The 22,591-nt window shown below is 71.9% G+C and carries 15 protein-coding genes; 7 read left to right on the top strand and 8 right to left on the bottom strand.

The features are described 5' to 3' along the window. Window positions 1-98: 98 nt before the first annotated feature. Entirely contained in the window at window positions 99-3,341 is a 3,243-nt protein-coding gene (locus ABTY04_RS13390) for a tetratricopeptide repeat protein (RefSeq protein WP_352213494.1), read from the bottom strand. Between the two features lie 241 nt (window positions 3,342-3,582). On the opposite strand from ABTY04_RS13390, the gene ABTY04_RS13385 reads away from it, so the two are divergent. The 5 genes from ABTY04_RS13385 to ABTY04_RS13365 all read left to right on the top strand — a co-directional run bounded on the left by ABTY04_RS13385 (window position 3,583) and on the right by ABTY04_RS13365 (window position 12,584). Beyond that, window positions 3,583-5,646 carry a thioredoxin domain-containing protein gene (locus tag ABTY04_RS13385; protein ID WP_352213493.1) on the top strand — a complete coding sequence of 688 codons (2,064 nt, stop codon included), beginning with the start codon at window positions 3,583-3,585 and terminating at the stop codon, window positions 5,644-5,646. A 280-nt stretch (window positions 5,647-5,926) separates the two neighbouring features. Beyond that, window positions 5,927-7,210: a glycosyltransferase gene (locus ABTY04_RS13380; protein ID WP_502996628.1), complete on the top strand. Its 1,284-nt coding sequence runs from the start codon at window positions 5,927-5,929 to the stop codon at window positions 7,208-7,210. Beyond that, complete coding sequence (locus ABTY04_RS13375; protein ID WP_502996627.1) at window positions 7,207-8,919, top strand: ArnT family glycosyltransferase; 1,713 nt, start codon at window positions 7,207-7,209, stop codon at window positions 8,917-8,919. The genes ABTY04_RS13380 and ABTY04_RS13375 overlap by 4 nt, the downstream gene beginning before the upstream one ends. Before the next feature lie 6 nt (window positions 8,920-8,925). Next, entirely contained in the window at window positions 8,926-10,137 is a 1,212-nt protein-coding gene (locus tag ABTY04_RS13370) for a glycosyltransferase (RefSeq protein WP_352213491.1), read from the top strand. A gap of 23 nt (window positions 10,138-10,160) precedes the next feature. After that, window positions 10,161-12,584 carry a galactose oxidase early set domain-containing protein gene (locus ABTY04_RS13365; protein ID WP_352213490.1) on the top strand — a complete coding sequence of 808 codons (2,424 nt, stop codon included), beginning with the start codon at window positions 10,161-10,163 and terminating at the stop codon, window positions 12,582-12,584. Between the two features lie 66 nt (window positions 12,585-12,650). On the opposite strand, the gene trhA is transcribed toward ABTY04_RS13365, so the two are convergent. Further along, window positions 12,651-13,328 carry a PAQR family membrane homeostasis protein TrhA gene (gene trhA, locus ABTY04_RS13360; RefSeq protein ID WP_352213489.1) on the bottom strand — a complete coding sequence of 226 codons (678 nt, stop codon included), beginning with the start codon at window positions 13,326-13,328 and terminating at the stop codon, window positions 12,651-12,653. Window positions 13,329-13,539: 211 nt separating this feature from the next. Here trhA and ABTY04_RS13355 point away from each other — a divergent pair, with 211 nt between their 5' ends. Then, window positions 13,540-15,375 (top strand): phosphoenolpyruvate carboxykinase (GTP), encoded by a 1,836-nt coding sequence (locus ABTY04_RS13355; RefSeq protein WP_352213488.1) that lies wholly within the window; start codon window positions 13,540-13,542, stop codon window positions 15,373-15,375. Window positions 15,376-15,497: 122 nt separating this feature from the next. Here the strand turns inward: ABTY04_RS13355 and ABTY04_RS13350 are convergent, their stop codons facing one another. Genes ABTY04_RS13350 through ABTY04_RS13335 form a run of 4 tightly spaced genes read right to left on the bottom strand, consistent with a single transcriptional unit; the run spans window position 15,498 to window position 20,029 of the window. Then, the gene (locus tag ABTY04_RS13350) at window positions 15,498-16,121 is read right to left on the bottom strand and encodes a hypothetical protein (protein ID WP_352213487.1); all 624 of its coding nucleotides are present in this window, start codon (window positions 16,119-16,121) and stop codon (window positions 15,498-15,500) included. Then, the gene (locus ABTY04_RS13345) at window positions 16,108-17,751 is read right to left on the bottom strand and encodes a substrate-binding domain-containing protein (RefSeq protein WP_352213486.1); all 1,644 of its coding nucleotides are present in this window, start codon (window positions 17,749-17,751) and stop codon (window positions 16,108-16,110) included. The genes ABTY04_RS13350 and ABTY04_RS13345 overlap by 14 nt, the downstream gene beginning before the upstream one ends. Beyond that, entirely contained in the window at window positions 17,748-18,938 is a 1,191-nt protein-coding gene (locus ABTY04_RS13340; protein ID WP_352213485.1) for a toxic anion resistance protein, read from the bottom strand. Before ABTY04_RS13340 ends, ABTY04_RS13345 begins: the two co-directional genes overlap by 4 nt. Before the next feature lie 14 nt (window positions 18,939-18,952). Further along, window positions 18,953-20,029: a hypothetical protein gene (locus ABTY04_RS13335; protein ID WP_352213484.1), complete on the bottom strand. Its 1,077-nt coding sequence runs from the start codon at window positions 20,027-20,029 to the stop codon at window positions 18,953-18,955. A gap of 143 nt (window positions 20,030-20,172) precedes the next feature. Here ABTY04_RS13335 and ABTY04_RS13330 point away from each other — a divergent pair, with 143 nt between their 5' ends. Next, window positions 20,173-20,592, top strand: coding sequence for a hypothetical protein (locus ABTY04_RS13330; protein ID WP_352213483.1), 420 nt, complete (start codon window positions 20,173-20,175; stop codon window positions 20,590-20,592). A 71-nt stretch (window positions 20,593-20,663) separates the two neighbouring features. Here the strand turns inward: ABTY04_RS13330 and ABTY04_RS13325 are convergent, their stop codons facing one another. Beyond that, the gene (locus ABTY04_RS13325; protein ID WP_352213482.1) at window positions 20,664-21,101 is read right to left on the bottom strand and encodes an SCO4983 family protein; all 438 of its coding nucleotides are present in this window, start codon (window positions 21,099-21,101) and stop codon (window positions 20,664-20,666) included. A gap of 99 nt (window positions 21,102-21,200) precedes the next feature. Then, the gene (locus ABTY04_RS13320; protein ID WP_352213481.1) at window positions 21,201-22,412 is read right to left on the bottom strand and encodes a pyridoxal phosphate-dependent aminotransferase; all 1,212 of its coding nucleotides are present in this window, start codon (window positions 22,410-22,412) and stop codon (window positions 21,201-21,203) included. Between the last annotated feature and the right edge of the window lie 179 nt (window positions 22,413-22,591).

Raw genomic sequence — 22,591 nt, 5'->3', positions numbered from 1 at the left:
GTCCTGCGGGCGATGCGCCGCCGCCCCTCCCGCTGCGCGGGTGGGGCGGCGGCCGCGCGTGCCCGCGATCGGGCCGTACGGCTCAGGCGGTCACGCGGTCATACGGCCGGCGAGGCCGGTGGCATCGGGACCCCCATGATCTCCCGCGAGTGCAGGTTCGGGACCAGCGCGAGACGCCACGCCTGCCAGCCCTCCGCCGGGTCCACACCGCGCCCCAGCACCACCGCGTAGGTGTCCAGGCTGTCCTCCAGACGCCCGTCCCGCATCGGATGCGGTGACGCGGCCAGCCGGGCCAGCTCCGCCCGGGCCTCCTCCACGCCCGCGCCCGGGAGCGCGTACGGCAGCAGCGTGCAGCGCAGGAAGCGGGCCCAGTCCTCCCCGCGCCGGTCCCCGTACGAGATGAACAGCCGGGCCGCCTCCTCGCACAGGCCCAGCGCCTGCGACGCCCGGCCGTTGCCCGCGTCCACCACCGCCAGTTCCAGGCAGGTCCACGCCTCCCCGTGCGCCAGCCCGATCCGCCGGAAGTCGGCCCGCGCGTCCACCAGCAGCTGCCGCGCGAACCCGGAGTTCTTCAGGTTCCCCGTCTGCGCCGCCCGCTGGTCGCGCGTCACCCGGCCCGAGTGGTGCCGGGCGTGCGCCAGCCCGTACACGTCCCGCATCCGCGAGAACATCGTGCGGGCCCGCTCCAGCTCCCGTACCGCCTGGTCGCGCTCGCCGCCCTCCTCCAGCGCCTGCCCGAGGTAGTACAGCGTCCACGCCTCCCCGCGCGCATCCTCCTGCTCCCGGTGCCGGGCCAGCGCCTCGCGCAGCCCCTCCACCGCCGGGCCCGGATCCCCGTCCACCACCCGGGCCCGGCCCAGCTGCGTCATCGCCCAGGCCTGGCCGCGCTCGTCCCGCGTGCGCCCGTACAGGTCGAGGGCGAGCTTCAGCTCCGCCTCCGCCCGCGCCACGTCACCGAGCCGCAGGTACACCTGCCCCAGCTGGAAGTGCGCCCACGCCTCGCCGTGCACGCTCTCGCTCTCCCGGTGCAGGGCCAGCGACTGCTCCAGCAGCTGCATCGCCTCCGCCAGGTGCGCCCGGTCCCGCTCCACCGCCGCCAGGGCGTGCAGCGCCCACGCCCGGTCGCCGGCCAGCTTGTCCGGCTCCTGCAGCACCAGCGCCTCGCGGATGCGGGCCGCGGCCTCCGGCAGCTGCCCCTGGTGGTGCAGGGTGATCCCGAGCGAGATCAGCGCCATGCCCGCGCCCGCTTCCTGCTGCGCCTCCATGTACTGGTCGACCACCGAGGTCAGCGTGGTCCGGGCCTTGTCCAGCTCGCCGAGCTGGCGCGCCGCGATACCCGTGCGCCACTGCACGGAGCGCACCAGGCGCCCCTGGCCGGGCCGCCCCCCGCGCGCGGCCTCCACCGCCAGCGTCAGCTCGTTGATCTCGCCGAGCCGGTACAGGTCCCCGCGCAGCAGACAGAAGTCGCACAGCGCACCCAGCAGATCCAGCACCGCCTCCTGGTCCACGTCCTGCGAGTGCCGCAGCGCGGCCGTGATGAAGCTCGACTCGTCGTCCAGCCAGCGCAGCGCCGCGTCCAGGGAGGCGAAGCCGTGCCCGCCGAAGTGGTTCGCCCGGGTCGACATCTTCCCGTCGACCATCCGGATCACCGAGTCGGCGAGCTGCGCGTAGTTCCGGATCAGCCGGCCGTGCGCCGCCGCGGACTCGGCCCGGTCCTCGTCGGCCGCGAGGCGCGCCGCCGCGTACGAACGCACCGCGTCGTGCATCCGGAACCGCTCCCCGCGCACGTGGTCCAGCAGGCCCGCCCGCGCCAGCTCGCGCAGCAGCCGCCCGGCCTCCGCCTGGCCCGCGTCGATCAGCGCCGCCGCGGCCGACGGGCCGAGCGAGGCCCGGCCGGCCAGCGTGAGCCGCCGCAGCAGCCGGCGCTGCTCCTCGGGCAGGCGGTCGTAGGCCAGGCCTAGGGCGCCCTCCAGCGCCTCGGTACCGGCGGAATCGCCGGTACCGCCGGGGTCCTGCGGCGCGGCGGCGCCGAGCGGGGCCAGAACGCGCAGGGCCAGCGGGAGCCCTCCGCCGAGCGCGAGCAGCCCCCGCAGGGCCTCCTCCTCGTACGGGGGCCCGCCGGCCGCCCCGGCCCCGGCGCGCACCAGCTCCGCGCCCTCCGCCTCCGCCATCCGCTCCACCGGCAGTTGGTGCACCCAGGCCGCCAGGTCCGGCAGCTCCAGCGGCTCCCGCGCCGTCACCAGCACCAGGCTCTCCGACCGCTCCGGCACCAGCATCCGGACCTGCGCCGCATCCACCGCGTCGTCCAGCAGCACCGTCACCGGCAGTCCCTGGAGGTGCTGGTGGTACAGCTCGCCGAGGCGCCGTACCTGCTGCTCTGCCGAGGACCCCTCGCGGAACAGCAGCTGCTCGCGCGGTGCGCCCAGGCGGTTCAGCAGATGCAGCAGCGCCTCCCGGATCGGCAGCGGTGCCTCCCCGCTGAGCGATCCGCCCCGCAGGTCCACCACACAGGCCCCGCGGAACTGGTCGCGCAGCCCGTCCGCCGCCCGCAGGGCCAGGGCCGTGCGGCCCACCCCCGTCTCGCCGTGCAGCACCACGACCACCGGGCGGGTCTCCGTGCTGGCCCGGGCCGCCTGCACCCACTGCGCGATCCGGGTCAGCTCCGCCCGGCGGCCCGCGAACGAGGCCTCGGGCTGCGGGAGATGGCCGAAGGACTGCTCCAGCACGCTGCGCCGCCGGGCCTCCGCGCTGCGGTCGGTCCCGCGCAGCTGGGGGGCGGCGGGCCGGGACGGCTGCCGGGGTACGCGCGCCGCGGCCACCGCGCGCTGCTGCTCCAGGAACGGGCGGATCCCGCGGACCTCCAGGGCCGACAGCCACTGGAGCCTCAACTGCTCCGGCCCGCCCGGCCGGCCGCGCACGCCGGCCCGGCGGTTCGCGGCGGGCAGGTGCAGGGCGGTCACCTTGGCGACCGTGGCCGCCGCCCCGGCGACGGCGGTGACGGCCCCGGCGGTCAGCGCCGTGCCCGCCTCCACGCCGAGCGTCAGGTCGGCCCCGACGGCCGCGGCCGCGGCGACCGCCGTCACGAGCAGTGCCGTCGAGGTGTTCCCGCGCCGGAAGGCCTCACCGAGGGACTCGTCCCCCGCCGCCGCCTCGTCCAGGGCCCGTACATACGCCTCGTACTCGTCGGAGGCGCTCGCCGCGAGCGCGTCCAGCGCCTCCAGGCCGCGCGCCAGCAGCGCCGCCTTGTCGACCGGTTGACCCGTCCCGGCAGCCCGCTGGGCCTCCTCGTCCACGGCCCGCTCCAACAGCCGCTCGGCCTCACCACGATGGCTGTCCCGCATCGGCATCCCCCTCAAGAGAACTCCGGCAACGAGCCCCAAGTGTCCGCCGGGACTGCCGCGAGCGCGAGGGAACTTGAGCTAGATCAGAGGGAGTTGGTCCAAGCTCGGCCGCTCGCGTGCATATATGTACGTTCGGCCTGGTCGGGAGAGGACCAGCTGACGGCCTGATCCGGGTCCGCCCCGGGGTGGCCGGGCTGTGGCGCAGGCAGGTCCCGTTGCCCTCGTGCGCGAGGATGGCTCCATGCCGAACCGCCTCGCGAACGAGACCTCGCCGTACCTGCTCCAGCACGCAGACAACCCCGTCGACTGGTGGCCCTGGTCGCCGGAGGCGTTCGCGGAGGCGCGGGAGCGGGGGGTGCCCGTGATGCTCAGCGTCGGGTACAGCAGCTGCCACTGGTGCCATGTCATGGCGCATGAGTCCTTCGAGGACGAGCTGGCCGCCGCCTACATGAACGAGCACTTCGTCAACATCAAGGTGGACCGCGAGGAGCGCCCGGACATCGACGCCGTCTACATGGAGGCCGTGCAGGCCGCCACCGGGCAGGGCGGCTGGCCCATGACCGTGTTCCTCACCCCCGGTGCCGAGCCCTTCTACTTCGGGACCTACTTCCCGCCCGAGCCCCGACACGGGATGCCCTCCTTCATGCAGGTCCTCGAAGGCGTGCGGACCGCCTGGGCCGGGCGGCCCGAGGAGGTGGCCGAGGTCGCGCAGCGGATCGTACGGGACCTCTCCGGACGGCGGCTGGACTACGGCAAGGCCGGCGCCCCCGGCCCCGAGGAGCTCGCGCAGGCGCTGCTCGGGCTGACCCGGGAGTACGACGCCGTCCGCGGCGGATTCGGCGGGGCGCCGAAGTTCCCGCCGTCCATGGTGCTGGAGTTCCTGCTGCGCCACCACGCGCGCACCGGGGCCGAGGGGGCCCTGCAGATGGCCGCCGACACCTGCGAGGCCATGGCCCGCGGCGGGATCTACGACCAGCTCGGAGGCGGGTTCGCGCGGTACTCCGTGGACCGGGAGTGGGTCGTCCCCCATTTCGAGAAGATGCTCTATGACAACGCGCTGCTGTGCCGGGTCTACGCCCATCTGTGGCGGGCGACCGGCTCGGACCTCGCGCGGCGCGTCGCGTTGGAGACCGCCGACTTCATGGTGCGCGAACTGCGCACCGCCGAGGGCGGTTTCGCCTCCGCGCTCGATGCGGACAGCGAGGATCCGCTGACCGGCGAGCACGTGGAGGGGGCGTACTACGCCTGGACGCCGGCCCGGCTGGCCGAGGTGCTCGGCGAGGAGGACGGGGCGCTGGCCGCCGCGTACTTCGGGGTGACGGACGAGGGCACGTTCGAGCACGGCACGTCCGTGCTCCAGCTGCCGCAGGACGGGCCCGTCGTGGACGCCGCGGTGATCGCCGGCATCCGGCAGCGGCTGCTCGCGGCGCGCGCCGAGCGGCCCGCACCCGGCCGGGACGACAAGGTCGTCGCCGCCTGGAACGGCCTGGCGATCGCCGCGCTCGCCGAGTGCGGGGCGTACTTCGACCGGCCGGACCTGGTCGAGCGGGCCACCGAGGCCGCCGACCTGCTGGTCCGGGTCCACTTCGACGCGGCGGCCGGCCGGGCCCGGCTGGCCAGGACCAGCAAGGACGGGCGCGTCGGGGCGAACGCCGGGGTGCTGGAGGACTACGGCGACGTCGCCGAGGGCTTCCTCGCGCTGGCGTCCGTGACCGGCGAGGGGGTCTGGCTGGAGTTCGCCGGGTTCCTCACCGACCTGGTCCTGGACCGGTTCACCGCCGAGGACGGCTCCCTCTACGACACCGCGCACGACGCCGAGCAGCTCATCCGCCGGCCCCAGGACCCGACCGACACGGCGGCCCCCTCCGGCTGGACGGCCGCCGCCGGCGCGCTCCTCTCGTACGCCGCGCACACCGGCTCGGAGGCGCACCGCACGGCGGCGGAGAAGGCGCTCGGCGTGGTGCACGCGCTGGGGCCGCGCGTCCCGCGCTTCATCGGGCACGGACTCGCGGTCGCCGAGGCGCTGATCGACGGTCCGCGCGAGGTGGCCGTGGTGGGCCATCCGGAGGACCCGGCCTTGGCCGCGCTGCACCGGACCGCCTTGCTGGGGACGGCTCCCGGGGCCGTGGTGGCGGTCGGTCTGCCGCGGGCGGCGGACGGCAGCGGGGGCGAGTTCCCCCTCCTGGCCGAGCGCACACTCGTACGCGACCTTCCGACGGCGTATGTGTGTCGACATTTCGTCTGCGCGCGGCCTACGACGGATCCGGTCGAGCTTGCCGATCAGTTGAGTGCGGTTCATCCCTGAATCAGTCGGAGTACCGTCAATTCCGGTTGCTCATGAGGCAGTTCGGAAACACGGTTTTTATCCTCGGGGGCTCCTGAGTTTCATTTTCGCTGTCTAGTCTCGTGTCTTCGGGAGTCACCGGGGAGTCAGCGAACCGGCGCACTGGGGGGTGCGCCCGAGGGGGGAAGCGGGGGGCAGGCGGGCCGGGGGGCCCGTCCTGGCCCCCGGGGGGTCTGCCGATCGCCGCCGGGCGTTTCGGCATGTCTGTGGGGGACTTTTGTACACCTCTGTCGTCATATCCATGATTTCGTTTGCGCTCTTCTGGATGGCCGCCTTCACGCTGTGGTGGCAGATGCACGCGTGGCGCACGCCCGAGACGCTCGCCTCCACCCGGTTCGACCGCCCCGACGGCGAGGGCCGGCTGTCCTTCTCGCTCCTCCTGCCCGCCCGGCACGAACAGGCGGTCCTCCGGCACACGATCGAGCGGCTGCTCGAATCGAGCCACACGGACTACGAGATCATCGTCATCGTCGGACACGACGACCCGGAGACCGCCGCCGTCGCCGAGGCAGCCGCCGCCCGGGCGCCCGAGCGCGTACGGGTCGTCGTCGACCACCACGAGGCCAAGAACAAACCGAAGGCCCTCAACACCGCCCTCCCGCACTGCCGGGGCGACATCGTCGGGGTCTTCGACGCCGAGGACCAGGTCCACCCCGAGCTGCTCGCCCACGTGGACCACGCCTTCCGCTCCACCGCGGCCGACGTGGTCCAGGGCGGGGTCCAGCTCATCAACTTCCATTCGAGCTGGTACAGCCTGCGCAACTGCCTGGAGTACTTCTTCTGGTTCCGTTCCCGGCTGCACCTGCACGCCGAGAAGGGGTTCATCCCGCTCGGCGGCAACACCGTCTTCGTCCGCACCGACGTGCTCCGCGCGGCCGGCGGCTGGGACCCCGACTGCCTGGCCGAGGACTGCGACCTAGGCGTGCGCCTGTCCTCGGTCGGCAAGAAGGTGGTCGTCGCGTACGACTCCGACATGGTCACGCGCGAGGAGACGCCCGGCTCGCTGATGAGCCTGCTCAAGCAGCGCACCCGCTGGAACCAGGGCTTCCTCCAGGTCTACCGGAAGAAGGACTGGCGGCAGCTGCCCGGCCGCGGCCAGCGCTGGCTGGCCCGCTACACGCTGATGACGCCGTTCATGCAGGCCGCCTCCGGGGTGATCATCCCCGTCAACTTCGCCGTCGCGGTCCTCCTCGACGTGCCCGTCGGCGTCGCGATCATCACCTTCCTGCCGATGATCACGGCGATGGTGACGTTCGTCTTCGAGATCGTCGGCCTGCACGACTTCGGCCGCCAGTACGGTCTGCGGGTCCGTTTCGTGCACTACCTCAAGCTCGTCGTCGGCGGCCCGTTCTACCAGGTCATGCTTGCGGGCGCCGCGATCCGCGCGGTCTGGCGCGAGCAGCGCGGCCGCAACGAGTGGGAGCTGACCCGCCACACCGGCGCCCACCTCGCTCCGATCAGCGCCACCGCCGGCGCCTCCACCGCCGGCGCCTCCACCGCGATCCGAGAGGACGGCCGGCAGTGACCGCCACCGTACCCACGGCCACTGATCCCCAGCCCGGCGCCGCGGCCGCCGCGACCGGCACGGCCACCGCCGAGCCCCGCGTCCCCGCCCGGCGCGGTCCGGGCGGCCCCGTGAGCCGCGGCGGTCTCGGGGTCCGGCCGCCGGCCCCGGCCCACCCCCTCGTCCGCTTCCGTTCCTCCCGCCCCGACCTGCTGCTCTGCGGGGCCGTCCTGCTCGCGATCGTCCTCGTCCAGGGCTGGAACATCACGCACTTCCCGACCCTGAGCGACGACGAGGGCACGTACCTCGCCCAGGCATGGGCCGTCCAGCAGGGCGACGGCCTCGCCCATTACACGTACTGGTACGACCATCCGCCGCTCGGCTGGATACAGATAGCCGGCCTGACATACCTGCCCTCCCTCTTCGTGCCCGACTGGATGACCGTCGCGCCGATGCGGTTCTCGATGCTGGGCGTCAGCGCCGCGTCCTCCGTGCTCATCTACGTCCTCGCGCGCCGGCTCTGGCTCCCGCGCTGGGCGGCCGGACTCGCGATGGCCCTCTTCGGACTGTCCCCGCTCTCCGTCGTGCTCCAGCGGGAGATCTTCCTCGACAACCTCGCCGTGATGTGGATGCTGCTGGCCTTCTGCCTGGCCGCGTCCCCCAGCCGCCACCTGTGGCACCACTTCGGGTCGGGACTCGCGGCCGCCACCGCCGTCCTGACCAAGGAGACGATGCTGGTGGTGCTCCCGGCGCTGCTGGTGACGATGTGGCGCCACAGCCACCGGGACACCCGCAAGTTCGCCGTCACCGGGGCCGTCACCGCCTGCGCGCTCATCGGCCTCTCGTACCCCCTGTACGCGCTGCTCAACAGCGAGCTGCTGCCCGGCGCCGGGCACGTCTCGCTGATCGACGGCATCACCTACCAGATGAGCCGCCCGGGCTCGGGCTTCATCCTCACCCCCGGCTCCGGCTCGAACGGCGTGCTGCGGTCCTGGCTGTACTACGACACCGTCCTGCCGCTCGGCGGGCTGGCCGGCGCACTCCTGCTGCTCGTCACCATCCGCTGGTCGGTGACCGCCCGCGCGCTCGCCGGCCCGGCGCTCGCCGCCGCCATCCTCGCGGCCGTCGCGATGCGGCCCTCCGGCTACCTGCCGGCGATGTACGTGATCCAGGCGCTGCCGTTCCTTGCGCTCGTCCTCGCCGGGGGCGCGGCCAGCGTCACGCACGCCGTGCTGCGCCGCCGCCGTTCGCCCGGGGAACGCCGGTCCCTCACGTACGGGCGCCGGGTGCTGATCGGGGTGCTTGCCGCGGTCGCCGCGGTGTACGTCCTGCCGCGCTGGTACGAGGGCAACCGCACGGCGCTCACGGCCGACGCGAACGCCCCGTACCGGCAGGCCGCGGCCTGGCTCGGCCGGGAGGTCCCCGACCCGGAGCACATCCGGGTCCTGGTCGACGACGCGCTGTGGCTGGACGCCGTCCACCAAGGCTTCGAGCCCGGGCTCGGCGCCATCTGGTTCTACAAGGCCGACCTCGACCCCGCCGTCACCAGGACCCTGCCGCACGGCTGGCGGGACATCGACTACGTGGTCTCCTCGCCCACCGTCCGCCGGGACGCGGTGGACCTGCCCAACGTGAAGGCCGCGCTGGAGCATTCGACCGCGGTGGCCGTCTTCGGCTCCGGCGAGGACCGCATCGAGATCCGCCGGACCGACCGAGTCGACGGGAGCTGATCCGCCATGAGCGAGGACCTGTGGACCCCGCACGCCCCGAGCAATCCGGAATTTTCCATTCCGGCGCTGTCCGTTCCGGAGGGGGTGGTGGCGGGCAGCGTCACCCTCATCATCCCGACCTTCAACGAGGCGGGGAACATCGGCGAGTTGCTGAGCCGGCTCGCCGGCTCGCTCCCCGCCGGCCTGGCCTGCGAGGTCCTGTTCGTGGACGACTCCACGGACGACACCCCCGCCGTCATCGAGAAGGCCGCCCTCGACCTGCCCTTCCCGGTCTCGGTCCTGCACCGCGAGAACCCGGTCGGCGGCCTCGGCGGCGCCGTCGTCGACGGCATCCGGGCCACGGGCGAAGGGCGGCCGGGCACCGACTGGATCGTCGTCATGGACGCCGACCTCCAGCACCCGCCCCACCTCGTGCCCGAGCTCGTCGGCGAGGGCGAGCGCACCGGCGCCGACCTCGTCGTCGCCTCCCGCTACCTGCCCGGCGGCAGCCGGGCCGGACTCGCCGGGAACTACCGCATCGCCGTCTCGCGCGGCGCGACCGGGCTCGCCAAGGGGCTCTTCCCGCGCGCCCTGCGCGGGATCAGCGACCCGATGAGCGGCTTCTTCGCCCTGCGCCGCTCGGCCGTCACCGCGGACGCCCTCAAACCGCTCGGCTACAAGATCCTGCTGGAGCTGGCGGTGCGCTGCCGCCCCGCCAAGGTCGCCGAGATCCCGTTCGTCTTCCAGGACCGCCACTCCGGCGAGTCCAAGTCCGGTGCCCGCGAGGGGATGCGCTTCCTCGCCCATCTCGCCGCGCTGCGCTCCGCGACCCCGCTGGCCCGGATGCTCGGCTTCGGGCTGATCGGGCTCTCCGGATTCGTCCCGAACCTGGCCGCGCTGTGGCTGCTCACGCAGGCCGGAATGCACTACCTGCCGGCCGAGATCGCCGCCAACCAGGCCGGGGTGCTCTGGAACTTCCTCCTCATCGAGACGCTCCTCTTCCGCGACCGGCGGCACCGCCACTGGGCGGACCGGGTCGGCCGCTTCGTGTTGCTGGCCAACGCCGACCTGCTGCTGCGCATCCCGCTGATCGCCCTGTTCGTCGCCAGGTTCGGCATGCAGGTGCTGCCCGCCACCGCCCTCGCCCTGGTCACCACCTTCGTCCTGCGGTTCGCGGCCACCGAGGCCCTCGTCTACCTGCCGCGCAAGGCCCGTACCGCACGTCCCACCAGGAGCTGAGCCGCACAGAAGGGAACTTGTCCATGCCAGCGAACTTCCGGCGGAGGGCCGGGCGCCGCACCGCCCTGGCCGCCGTCGGGGCGATGACCGCGGGCCTGCTGCTCACCGCGCCGCAGCAGGCCACGGCCGGACCGCCCAATCTGCTCACCAACCCCGGTTTCGAGACCGCCGGAGCACCCGGCGACGACATGCCGTCCTGCTGGGAGAAGTCCGGCTGGGGCGACAACGACTTCACCTTCGCCACCGTCGCCGACGCGCACAGCGGCACCAAGGCCATGAAGGTCTCTCTCACCCGCCGCGTCAGCGGCGACCGCAAGGCGCTCGTCGCCGAGAACACGGCCTGCGCCCCGACCGTCGTGCCGGGAAAGCAGTACGACCTGTCCGCCTGGTACAAGTCGAACACCCCGGACGTGTCGGTGACGGTGTTCCGCCACGACACCACCGCGGGCTGGCAGTACTGGACCGACCTGCAGAATCCGCCGGTCAGCGCCGGATGGGCGCGCACGGAGGTCCGTACGCCCGCCGTCCCGCCCGGCACCGACAAGATCACGTGGGGGCTCTCGGTCTACGGGGTGGGCACGCTCACCACTGACGACTACGCGCTGGAGGAGGTGGGCGCGGTCCCGCCGCAGCCCGGGTGCACGGGCACGGCGGAGGAGTGCGCCAAGGGCCGGTGGGAGGTGATCCCGGCCAAGAACCCGGTGCGCTCGATGCACGCCGTCGTGCTGAAGAACGGCAAGGTGCTGCTGATCGCGGGCTCGGGCAACGACATCTCCCAGTTCAACGCCGGTACGTTCACCTCGGCCGTGTACGACCCGGCGAACGGGTCCTTCAAGACGATCCCGACGCCGGTGGACATGTTCTGCTCGGGGCACGTGCAGCTGTCGGACGGCCGGGTGCTCGTGATGAGCGGCAACAAGGGCTATCCGTCGGCCGACGGGAAGATCGGCTACCAGGGCCTGAAGGACAGCTACGTCTTCGACCCGGCGACCGAGGCGTACACGAAGACCAACGACCTGAACGGCGGGCACTGGTACCCGTCGGCAACCGTCCTCGGCAACGGCGACGTGATCTCCTTCGGCGGCCTGAAGGAGGACTCGACGGGCAACGTGACCGCGGAGAGGTTCTCGGCGGCGCAGAACAAGTGGCTGCCGATGAACGAGGTCAACCAGACCTGGTCCTACTGGGGCCTGTACCCGTCGATGATCCTCATGCAGGACGGCAGGCTCTTCTACTCCGGCAGCCACACCTTCGGCAACGGCACGCAGGGCAGCGGCGCGTCGGTCTACGACTACAACGCCAACACGATCACGGACGTGCCCGGGCTGCGCAAGAAGGACGAGCGTGACGAGTCGGCGAGCGTGCTGCTGCCGCCCGCGCAGGACCAGCGGGTCCTGACGGTCGGCGGCGGCAACAACGAGTCCAACCCGGCGGCGAACCGGCTGACCGACCTCATCGACCTGAAGGCGGCGAACCCCGCGTACACCGCCGGTCCGGACCTGCCGCAGGGCCTGGTCGACGTGGGCGGGGTCAAGCGGGCGCAGACCGGGGCCGAGGGCAAGATGTACGTGTCCGCGGTGCTGCTGCCGGACGGCAAGGTGCTGGAGACCGGCGGCGGCCTGCACGACCGGGCCGACCCGGTGTACGAGGCCTCGTTCTTCGACCCGGTGACCAACACCTACAAGGCCGGGCTGCCGGCCGACCCGATCCCGCGGACCTACCACTCGGGTGCGTTCCTGCTGCCCGACGGGCGGGTCATGACGGTCGGCGACAACCCGGGCAACGGCACGTACAACAACAACGTGTCGATCTACACCCCGCCGTACCTGTTCAAGGGCGCACGCCCGAGGCTCACCTCGGTGATCGACACGCAGTGGGTGTACGGGGACACGCAGCGGATCACCGTCGACCGGCCGATCGCCAAGGCGGAGCTGATCCGTCCGGCGGCGGTCACGCACTCCTCGGACCCCAACCAGCGGTTCGTGGACCTGCCGATGACGGTGGTGAACGGGACCACCGTCGACCTGAACGTCACCAGCAACCCGAACCTGGCGCCGCCGGGCTGGTACATGCTCTTCGGGGTCGACGCGAACGGCATCCCGTCGGTGGCGACCTGGGTGCACCTGGGCGGCCCGTCGGCGCTGGCGGCCACGGCGGAGGCCCCCTCTCCGCACGTCCACGACTTCGCGGACGCGCCGCAGGCGGCCCCGAAGCAGAACCCCGGGAAGCGGGAATCGGTGCCCGTCGCCCCGACCGTGGCCGGCTGCGACCGCCACTACGGCACGGTCAGCCAGTGCGTCCCGACGAACTTCCCGGCGGAGGTGAAGGAGACGACGAAGGCCCGCTGCGACTGGCTGGCCTCCCACCAGTACCCGAAGCGCATGAAGGTCAACGGCAGCGACCCCCTGCGTCTGGACCCGGACGGCGACGGCTACGCCTGCACCTGACGCCCGCAACGACGGAGCCCCGCCGCCCACGGCGACGGGGCTCCGCTGCGCTCCGCGGTTCCCGGCCTAGTGCTGGTAGGCGGCGAGCGAGATGCCGACGTAGTGGGCCACGAAGGCGGCCAGCGTCAGCGAGTGGAAGACCTCGTGGAAACCGAAGAAGCGGGGGGACGGGTTCGGCCGCTTCATGCCGTAGATCACGCCGCCCACGCTGTAGAGCAGTCCGCCGGCGATCACCAGGACCAGGACGGCGATGCCGCCCGTGCGCAGGAAGTCGGGCAGGAAGAAGACCGCCGCCCAGCCCATCGCTATGTAGCACGGGGTGTAGAGCCAGCGCGGGGCACCGACCCAGAAGACGCGGAAGGCGATTCCGGCGGCGGCCGCGATCCAGACCGCCCACAGAAGCGTCCGTCCGGTGGAGGGCGGGAGCAGGAGCACGGTCAGCGGGGTATACGTCCCTGCGATGATCAGAAAAATGTTGGCGTGGTCGAGCCGCCGCAGGATGGCCTCGCCTCGCGGGCCCCAGGTGCCGCGGTGGTAGACCGCGCTGACGCCGAACAGCAGGCAGGCCGTGAGGATGTACACCCCGCACGCGACCCGGGCCCGGGTCGACTCGGTGAAGGCCATCAGCGCCAGCCCCGCGATGATCACGGCGGGGAACATCCCGGTGTGCAGCCAGCCGCGCATCAGCGGCTTGGCCTCCGGTGCGGCCGGAGCGGCGGCGGCGTCAGAAGTCATGGCCGCCATGCTACCTACGGGTCCGTAGGTTTCCGTCAGTGTGCTTTACGGAAGATTGACGGGAGTGGCGATGCTCACGTGAGAGGCCCTCTGGACATATGCGCACATGCACCGGATGATCAGATGAGTGCGGTCGGCACCGGATGAGCGGAGCGCGAAGCATCCGGGTCGCAGCCCCCACGGGGCAAACACCAAACACACCCCTCAACAAGGAGCAATCGTGGCGCGCGACAACGCGGCTCCCACTTCCGGTTCGACCCTCCCCACCCAGCACGCAGAGCTGATCGCCTGGGTGGACGAGATCGCAGCGATCACCGGCCCTGACCGGGTCGTCTGGTGCGACGGCTCCGAGGCCGAGTACGAGCGCCTGTGCGAGGAGCTCGTCGCCAAGGGCACGTTCAAGAAGCTCGACGAGGGCAAGCGCCCCAACTCGTACTACGCCGCCTCCGACCCGTCCGACGTCGCGCGCGTCGAGGACCGGACCTTCATCTGCTCCGAGAAGGAGGAGGACGCGGGCCCGACCAACCACTGGAAGGCCCCGGCGGAGATGAAGGAGATCTTCGCGGGAGAGAAGGGCATCTTCCGCGGCTCCATGAAGGGCCGGACGATGTACGTCGTCCCCTTCTGCATGGGTCCCCTCGGCTCCGAGCTCTCCGCGATCGGCGTCGAGATCACCGACTCCGCCTACGTCGCCGTCGCCATGCGCACCATGACCCGCATGGGCAAGCCCGTCCTCGACGAGCTGGGCACCGACGGGTTCTTCGTCAAGGCCGTCCACACCCTCGGCGCTCCGCTCGCCGAGGGCCAGGACGACGTGCCGTGGCCGTGCAACACCACCAAGTACATCTCGCACTTCCCGGAGAGCCGCGAGATCTGGTCGTACGGCTCGGGCTACGGCGGCAACGCCCTGCTCGGCAAGAAGTGCTACGCCCTGCGCATCGCCTCCGTCATGGCCCGCGACGAGGGCTGGCTCGCCGAACACATGCTGATCCTCAAGCTCACCCCGCCGCAGGGTGAGGCGAAGTACGTCGCCGCCGCGTTCCCGAGCGCCTGCGGCAAGACGAACCTGGCCATGCTGGAGCCCACGATCCCCGGCTGGACGGTCGAGACCATCGGCGACGACATCGCCTGGATGCGCTTCGGTGCGGACGGTCGCCTGTACGCGATCAACCCCGAGGCCGGCTTCTTCGGCGTCGCGCCCGGCACCGGCGAGCACACCAACGCCAACGCCATGAAGACGATGTACGCGAACACCGTCTTCACCAACGTCGCGCTCACGCCCGACGGCGGCGACGTCTGGTGGGAGGGCATGACCGAGGAGGCGCCCGCCCACCTCATCGACTGGAAGGGCAACGCCTGGACCCCGGAGTCCGAGACCCCGGCCGCCCACCCCAACGCCCGCTTCGCCGTCCCGGCCTCCCAGTGCCCGACGATCGCTCCCGAGTGGGAGGACCCCAAGGGCGTCCCGATCTCGGCGATCCTCTTCGGCGGCCGCCGCGCCTCCGCCGTCCCGCTGGTCACCGAGTCCTTCGACTGGAACCACGGCGTCTTCATCGGCTCGAACATCGCCTCCGAGAAGACCGCCGCCGCCGAGGGCAAGGTCGGCGAGCTGCGCCGGGACCCGTTCGCCATGCTGCCGTTCTGCGGCTACAACATGGGCGACTACATGGCCCACTGGATCAAGGTCGGCGCGTCCGCGGACGCCGCGAAGCTCCCCAAGATCTACTACGTGAACTGGTTCCGCAAGAACGACGCGGGCAAGTTCGTGTGGCCGGGCTTCGGCGAGAACAGCCGCGTCCTGAAGTGGATCGTCGAGCGCCTCGACGGCACCGCCGAGGGCGTCGAGACCCCCATCGGCATCCTGCCGACCGTGGCCTCCCTGGACACCGACGGCCTGGACATCCCGGCCGAGGACCTGGGCTTCCTCCTCACCGTCGACAAGGAGGTCTGGCGCGAGGAGGCCGCCCTGGTCCCCGAGCACCTGAACACCTACGGCGACCACACTCCCAAGGAGCTGTGGGACCAGTACCACGCGCTCGTCGAGCGCCTGGGCTGAGCCAGGCCGCGCCCTGAAGAAGGGCCAATGAACGTGGGAGCCCCCGACCAAGCGGCGCCCACCGCTGTGGGAGCCCCCGACCAAGCGGTTCCCACCGCAGCACCGGCCGGAAGTCATACCTGTCAGGAGTGTTGTCCGCGCTCCTCCAGGTAGGTCGTGTGCGTCTGCTGACGGCGGGCCTCTGCTTCGCGGAGGTCCGCCGTCACGCGTTCCGCCTCCTCGGACAGCAGCGACAGCTGCCGCTCCAGATGGCGTTCCGGCGACTCCCCGCCCGGGGTGAGCCGGGTCCACCAGCGGGTCCGGTTGTACGTGTCCACGCACTCCGGCACGTCCAGCTCGATCGCCCGCGACAGCGCGTGCACCGACTCCGGCTCGCCGGCCAGGACATCGGCCACCCACCCCGGCTCCAGCAGCGCCGCGTACAGCTCCATCAGATCCCCGAGCCGCCCCTCGGCCGGAGCCGGCAGCTCCACCTCGGCCACGTACTCCCGCAGCCGGCCGAACTGCTCCCGTACGCCGTTCAGCTGCTCGGTGGGCCCCTCGGGCTCGGGCGGCTCCGGCCGCTCCGGCGGGGCGGCCAGTGCGCCCACGCCGTACAGCCCGGCCACGACCGCCGGCCAGTATGCGCCCGCGGCCCCGGTGAGGGTCAGGCCCAGCCCGAGCACCCCGCAGGCGCTGCCCGCCAGGTTCTTCTTCGACTCCAGGTAGTGGAGAAAACCCGTGCCGAGCACCTTATTGGTAGCCACGGATCTCCTCGAAGGCCCCGTTCAGTGAACCTCCCCCAGCTACCGCTGGGGGGACCCCCACGCCGGTGGCGTCGAAGAGCCGCCCGCCGGTCAGTTCGGTGATGTGTTTGAGCTCCTTGCGGTCCGAGTCCCCGAACAGCACCGCGAAGACCGGCGTGTGCTTCTGCGCGTCCGGCAGCCGGGCGTAGAAGGAGTCGAAGTCCTTCGCCTTGTCGTCGCTCTGCCCGTCCGTCATCAGCACGATCGAGGTGAACGCGTCCGCGTTGCCCTTCCCCAGGTGCTCGTACGCCGCTTTCAGGCTGCCGTACACCGCCGTGCCCCCGTCCGGCCGGAGCGATTTCACATCACCCCGGATCGCCTCCAGCGCGGGCTCCGCATTTCCCTGCTCGACCACGTGCGTCAGCACCTTCTTCACCTTGTCGCCGAACGGCAGCAGTGTCACCTCCTCGCGGTCCCGGAACCGCTGCCCGGGCCCCGAACCGCCCGTCCCCGTCAGCTCGGTGAGTGCCGACCGCAGGCGCCCGATGCGGTCCTCCTCGGCCATCGACCCCGAGGTGTCCAGCACGTACACCGTGCGCGAGGGCCGGCGCAGCTCGTTCTCGTACGAGGACAGCAGCCCGTCGGCGACCGGCCGGGTGCCAGGGAACGGCAGCTCGCGCCTCTTCTCCGCGCTCAGCCCGGCCGCAGGCGGAACCCCGGCCGTCACCGGCCGGCGCAGCGTCCTCTCGGTGATCGTCTTCTGCACGTCGGCGCCGCTCAGGTAGTCGGTCAGGGCCCGCCCCGACTCGCGGGCCCCGGCCGGCGCCGAGGCCAGCAGGGTCAGCGGGTAGTGGGCGGTGACCACCCCGTCGCGCGGCCGGATCACCGTCAGGTCCGTCTTCGCGTCACGGTTCATGGAGAGCAGCACGGACTCGTAGTTCACCAGCGCGTCCACGTCCCCGCGCTTGGTGTACGCCGAGGCCAGCCAGCCCGAGGAGCCCGAGGTCAGCTTCTGCCCGGCGAAGAACTCCTTCAGCTTGGGCTGGGCCGACTTCACGTCCGCGTCGGTCAGGGCCGCCTGCGCGCCCGACAGCCCGGAGGCCACCGAGATCAGCGCGGAGAAACCGGAGTTGGAACGCACCGGGTCGGTCATCCCGTACGTCAGCTTCCCGGCGGCGACGGCCTCGTGCACCGCCGACCAGGTGACCTCCTCCGGCTTCCAGCCGAGCCGGGCCAGCGCCTGCGGCCGTATCCCGAGCGCGACCGGCGAGGACATCACCGGGGTCTCGCTGCTGAGCTTCCCGGCGGCTTCGGGCCGCAGTCGCAGATAGTCGTTGGAGGACAGCCAGATGGCGTCGTACTTGCCGTCGGCCTTGCCGGAGGAGACCTGGTCGGCCGCGTCCAGGGAGCCGGACCAGGTGAGCTCGACGGTGACCCCGGTGGCGGCCTTCGCCGCCTTCAGCACCGGCTCCATGTCGGTGAGTTCGCTGGACGCGAGCACCCGCAGCTTGCCGTCCTGGTACTTCGACCCGGCGGGCTTCGCGGGCCCGTCGGAGGTGCAGGCGGACGCCCCGAGCAGGGTCGCGGTCAGCGCGACCGCCGCGGCCAGCCGTCTGCGCACCGATGCGGTACGGATGCCGAGGACGCTCATCGGGCCTCGCCTTCCAGGACGCCTGCGGTGCGCGTGCGGGCCAGGTGGGCCGACGCGGCCCGCAGCTCCCCGGTCAGGGACTCGACGGTGGCGGCCATGCTCTCGGTGGCCTGCACCTTGAACGTGTCGATCGTGTCCAGCGTCCGGTAGATCTGGGCGAACGCCGTTCGCAGCGTCTCCGCACCCACCGCCGGGTCGGCGGCGATCCGCTGGATCTCCCCGCTCTGCGTGGCCAGCATCCCGGCGTTGCCCCGGACCAGCTCCTCCGTCGTCGAACGCAACGAGTCGACCTGCTCGATCACCTTGCGCTGGCTGTCGAGGGCCGAGGCCAGCATCACGGCGATCCGCAGCGCGGAGACGGTGGTGGTGGCGGCCCGGTCGACGCCCTTGATCAGCTCGTCGTTGTTGCGCCGGACCACGTCCATCGCCAGATAGCCCTGCGCGCACACCGCCAGCTGGGTCAGCAGGTCCTGGTGCTTCTGCCGGACCGGGAAGAGCAGGTCGGAGCGCATCACGTCGGCCTGCTGCGGGTCGGCGGACCCGGTTTCGGAGATCCGCTGCTCGACGGCCGCGTCGAGGGCCTCGGTGAGCACGACGTACTCCTGGAGCTTGCCCATGGTCTCCCACAGGCGCGCCCTCTCGGTGTGCAGGGCCGCGTTGTCGCGGCGCAGCTCGTCCTGCCCGCCGCGCAGCGCCCCCACGATCTTGTTGAGGGTGGCCTGCGACGAGGCGTACTTGGCCACGTGGTCGCGGAACCTGTTGCCGCCGGGCAGCTTGGCCAGGAGCGCCTTGACCCCCTTGGCGGGCGTGTCCCGCGGGTCGAGGTCCTCGACGGTGCGGCGCAGCTCGACCAGGGAGCCCGCGACCCGGGCCTGGGCGTCGCCGCCCCCGTCCGAGCCGAGGGACCGTACGGCCCGGTCGAGCATCCGGTTGGACTGCTGGGAGGCGCTGCGGATGTCGGCGGCGCCGAGTGCGGAGATCTCGCCGATGCGGCTCGCGAACTCGGGGGAGCGGCTGTCGATGCCGGCGAGGGAGCCGATGTACTCCCCGGCCCGGCGGGCCATCTCGTCGCGCACCCCGTCCTGGAGCGGGACGAGGCCCGAGGCCTGTTCCCGCCTGACGGGGGCGACGGGCTCGGGGGCGGTGAGGACGAGCGGGCTGCTGCCCTCGGGCGGTGTCAGAGTCATGTCCGGTGGTCCCCCTAGCCCTTGGCGCGCGCGGCCAGCGCCATGAGGATCTTGACGGTCGGTGCGCTGACCTGGCGGATGCCGGTCAGCTCGGGGTTGAGGTACGCGGCGTGCGCCGACGTGGCCGCGGTGAAGTTGGGCACGCCGTTCTGCGGCCGGAAGCCGTGCCGGATCGCCAGCTCGCGCAGCTTCGGGTCGGTGGCGAGGAGGGAGCCGAGCTCCTTGGCGTTCTCGCTGATCGGCACGAAGGTGTGCGGGGAGTTGACCGTGGTGTCCGGGTAGAGCACGACCATGTCACCGGGTGCCTGCTTCTGTTGGAGCAGTGCGGCCACCTGGGACTCGTACGCGAGGATGAGCGGTTCGCCGCTGCCGGAGATGAAGGCCCGGAAGGGGTCGTCGGTGCTCGGCTCCAGGGCGCCCTGGACGGAGATCAGCTTCTGCATCAGGGGCGCGGTGCGGTCGATGCCGGCCTGGTCGGAGACCACGTTGTTGCCGTTGGCGACGTTCGAGGTGGCGGCCAGGAAGAGCGCCCCGGAGTTGGACGTCGCGGGATCGGTGGTCTTGATGAACACGGTGCCGGTCAGCTCGGCGAAGGCGGCGGAGCCGGACAGCTGCTGCCAGCTGCGCTTCTCGTCGGCGGCCTTGAGGTAGGGGGTCATGAGGAGGGTCCCCGAGCTCTTGCCGGTCATCTTGGCGAGGCCGTTGTCGGCGAGCACCTTGGCGGCGTTGGAGCGGGCGATGACCACGAGCGGGGAGAAGAAGGGTTTGGTGGTCTGGGCGCCCTTGACGCCGGCGGCGGCCTCGATCTCCGGGGCGGGCTCACTGCTGCCGGGGAAGGCGAAGTCGAACTCCTTGAGGGCGAGCTGGTCCATCGACCAGGAGCCGGAGGTTTCGGTCTTCACGGTGTAGCCCTTGTCGGCAAGGGCTTTGACGACGTCAGGATCACGGAAGTATTCGGACTTCTCGGATCCGATGACGCCTTTCACGGTCTTCGTTGCCGTGCGCGGGGCCGGGTCTCCTCCGAGGACCGCGACGGCAATCACGCCGCCGAGGAGGAGAACCGCCAGGGCGATTCCTAGGATGCGTCTCACGGCTGCAGCGTGCTCGCGGAAGCCCACATTCCGGGCGAGGTTGCATGAACGCCGGGTGTCCAGGCGGTCCCACTTCGAAATGCTGTGTGGATCGGCCGGTGCTGGCAGGCGGGGCGGCAGGCCGGGAGGATCGTGCCATGGGCGTGAGCGCGTTGAAGTGGCAGGGCTGGGTGGTCGGCCTGACGGTCCTGGCCGGCCTGCTGGTGTTCGCCCCGCTGGGTCTGTACGTGTGGGCCAGCGGCGAGCCGGGCGCGGCGCCGCCGCGGCCCGCGGCGCAGGACGTACGGGTCACCGGATGCCGGGTCGACGCCGGGAGCCGGCGCGTGGTCGCGGCGGTGGAGGTGGCGGGGCGCCCCGGGGGCGTCGGCGCGTACCTCGTCACGGTGGAGTTCCGCGAGAAGGCCGATCCGGAGCCGGGCGAGCGGGCGGCCCAGGCGCTGGTGAAGATCCCGGGGGTGGCCCCGGGAGCGACGGAGCGCGGCGAGGCGGTCGGGCCGGTGTGGCCGGTCGCGACCGTGCCGTGGTGCGGTGTCGCGGCCGCGGACTTCACCCCGACCCCGTAACCCGGCCCGATCCGGCCCGGCGGGGTCATGGCGCCCGGTCCGGAGCCTCCGCGGCTCCGGACCGGGGCCGATCAGAGGCTGCCGGCCAGGTTCTGGGAGGCCAGGGCAGCGGCGTGGGCGTCCATGCGCTCGGCGGCGAGGATCGCGACGGTGGTGTCGGCGCGGGACGCGGCGACGACCAGTGCGCGGCCGGCGAGGTCGTGGGCCCGCTGGTGCAGGGCGGCGAGCCCGGCGGCGCCGGTGATGTCGGCGCGCGGTGCACGGGCGGGCTCGGAGCCGCGGAGCCGGGTCACCTGGGCGGCGATCCGGACGGCGGCGCCGTCGAGGCCGAGCTCGTCGGTGACGGCGAGCAGCGCAGCCAGGTGGGCGGCGAGCTGGATGTCCAGCGCTTCGCCGCGGCTGCTCTGCGGGTAGCCGGAGTGGCTGTCGGAGTGGCTGTCGGAGTGGCTGTCGGAGTGGTGGCCGCCCACACGGTGGACGACCGACTTCGTGCGGATCGGCTCGTACATGAGGAGGCCTCCTGCGTGGTCAGGAGACCATCCTACATTGGATCCGTTCTAAAGTTGTGCTCGATCCGGCATCGAGTGCCGTTGCTGCCGTCGTGCCTGCTAGGGCTGGCCGTATCCGTCGAGGAACTTGCCGATCCGGGTCACCGCGTCGGCCAGGTCCTTGGTGTTCGGCAGCGTCACGATCCGGAAGTGGTCGGGCTCGGGCCAGTTGAAGCCCGTGCCGTGGACGACCATGATCTTCTCGGCCCGCAGCAGGTCGAGGACCATCTGGCGGTCGTCCTTGATCTTGTAGACGGCCGGGTCGAGCTTCGGGAAGAGGTACAGCGCACCCTTCGGCTTCACGCAGGTGATGCCCGGGATCTGCGTCAGCAGGTCGTACGCCGTGTCGCGCTGCTCCAGCAGCCGCCCGCCCGGGAGGATCAGGTCGTTGATCGACTGCCGGCCGCCGAGGGCGGTGGCGACGGCGTGCTGCGAGGGCATGTTCGCGCACAGCCGCATGTTGGCCAGGATCGTGAGGCCCTCGATGTACGACGAGGCGTGCTTCTTGGGGCCGCAGACCGCCATCCAGCCGGCCCGGTAGCCGGCGACGCGGTAGTTCTTGGAGAGCCCGTTGAAGGTGAGGGTCAGCAGGTCGGGTGCGATGGCGGCGGTGTTGGTGTGCGTGGCGCCGTCGTAGAGGATCCGGTCGTAGATCTCGTCGGAGCAGACGACCAGGTTGTGGCGGCGGGCGATGTCCGTGAGCCCGCGCAGCATCTCGTCGTCGTAGACGGCGCCGGTCGGGTTGTTCGGGTTGATGATCACGATCGCGCGGGTGCGGTCGGTGACCTTGCGCTCGATGTCGGCGAGGTCCGGCATCCAGTCGGCCTGCTCGTCGCAGCGGTAGTGCACGGCGGTGCCGCCGGCCAGCGAGACGGAGGCGGTCCACAGCGGGTAGTCCGGCGCCGGGACGAGGACCTCGTCGCCGTCGTCGAGCAGCGCCTGCATCGACATCTGGATCAGCTCGGAGACGCCGTTGCCGAGGTAGATGTCCTCGACGTCCAGTTCGATGCCCTTGGTCTGGTAGTGCTGCATGACCGCGCGGCGCGCGGAGAGCAGCCCCTTCGCGTCCCCGTACCCGTGGGCGTTGCCCAGGTTGCGGAGCATGTCCTCAAGGATCTCCGGCGGGCACTCGAAGCCGAAGGCCGCGGGGTTGCCGGTGTTCAGCTTGAGGATGCGATGACCTGCCGCTTCGAGTCGCATGGCCTCTTCGAGCACGGGGCCGCGGATCTCGTAGCAGACATTGGCGAGTTTCGTTGACTGGATCACCTGCATGACGGGAGCTTACGGGCCCGGTGGCCGGTCCGCCGGAGTATTCGGGGCGGGAGTCGGGGGAGGGATATGTCCTGTTTCGTGCGATGGGAGGGTGTCGGTGCGGTCCGCCCTTGGAAACGGCGGCCGCGCGGCGTTCCGGCCTGCGGAATGGGTGGGGTCGGGCGGCGGGGAAGCGGTGG

It is taken from the genome of Streptomyces sp. NPDC097981 (assembly GCF_040302565.1).
Taxonomy (GTDB): domain Bacteria; phylum Actinomycetota; class Actinomycetes; order Streptomycetales; family Streptomycetaceae; genus Streptomyces.
Note: the sequence above shows the minus strand (reverse complement) of the source record. Positions and strands in the feature narration are given on the sequence as shown.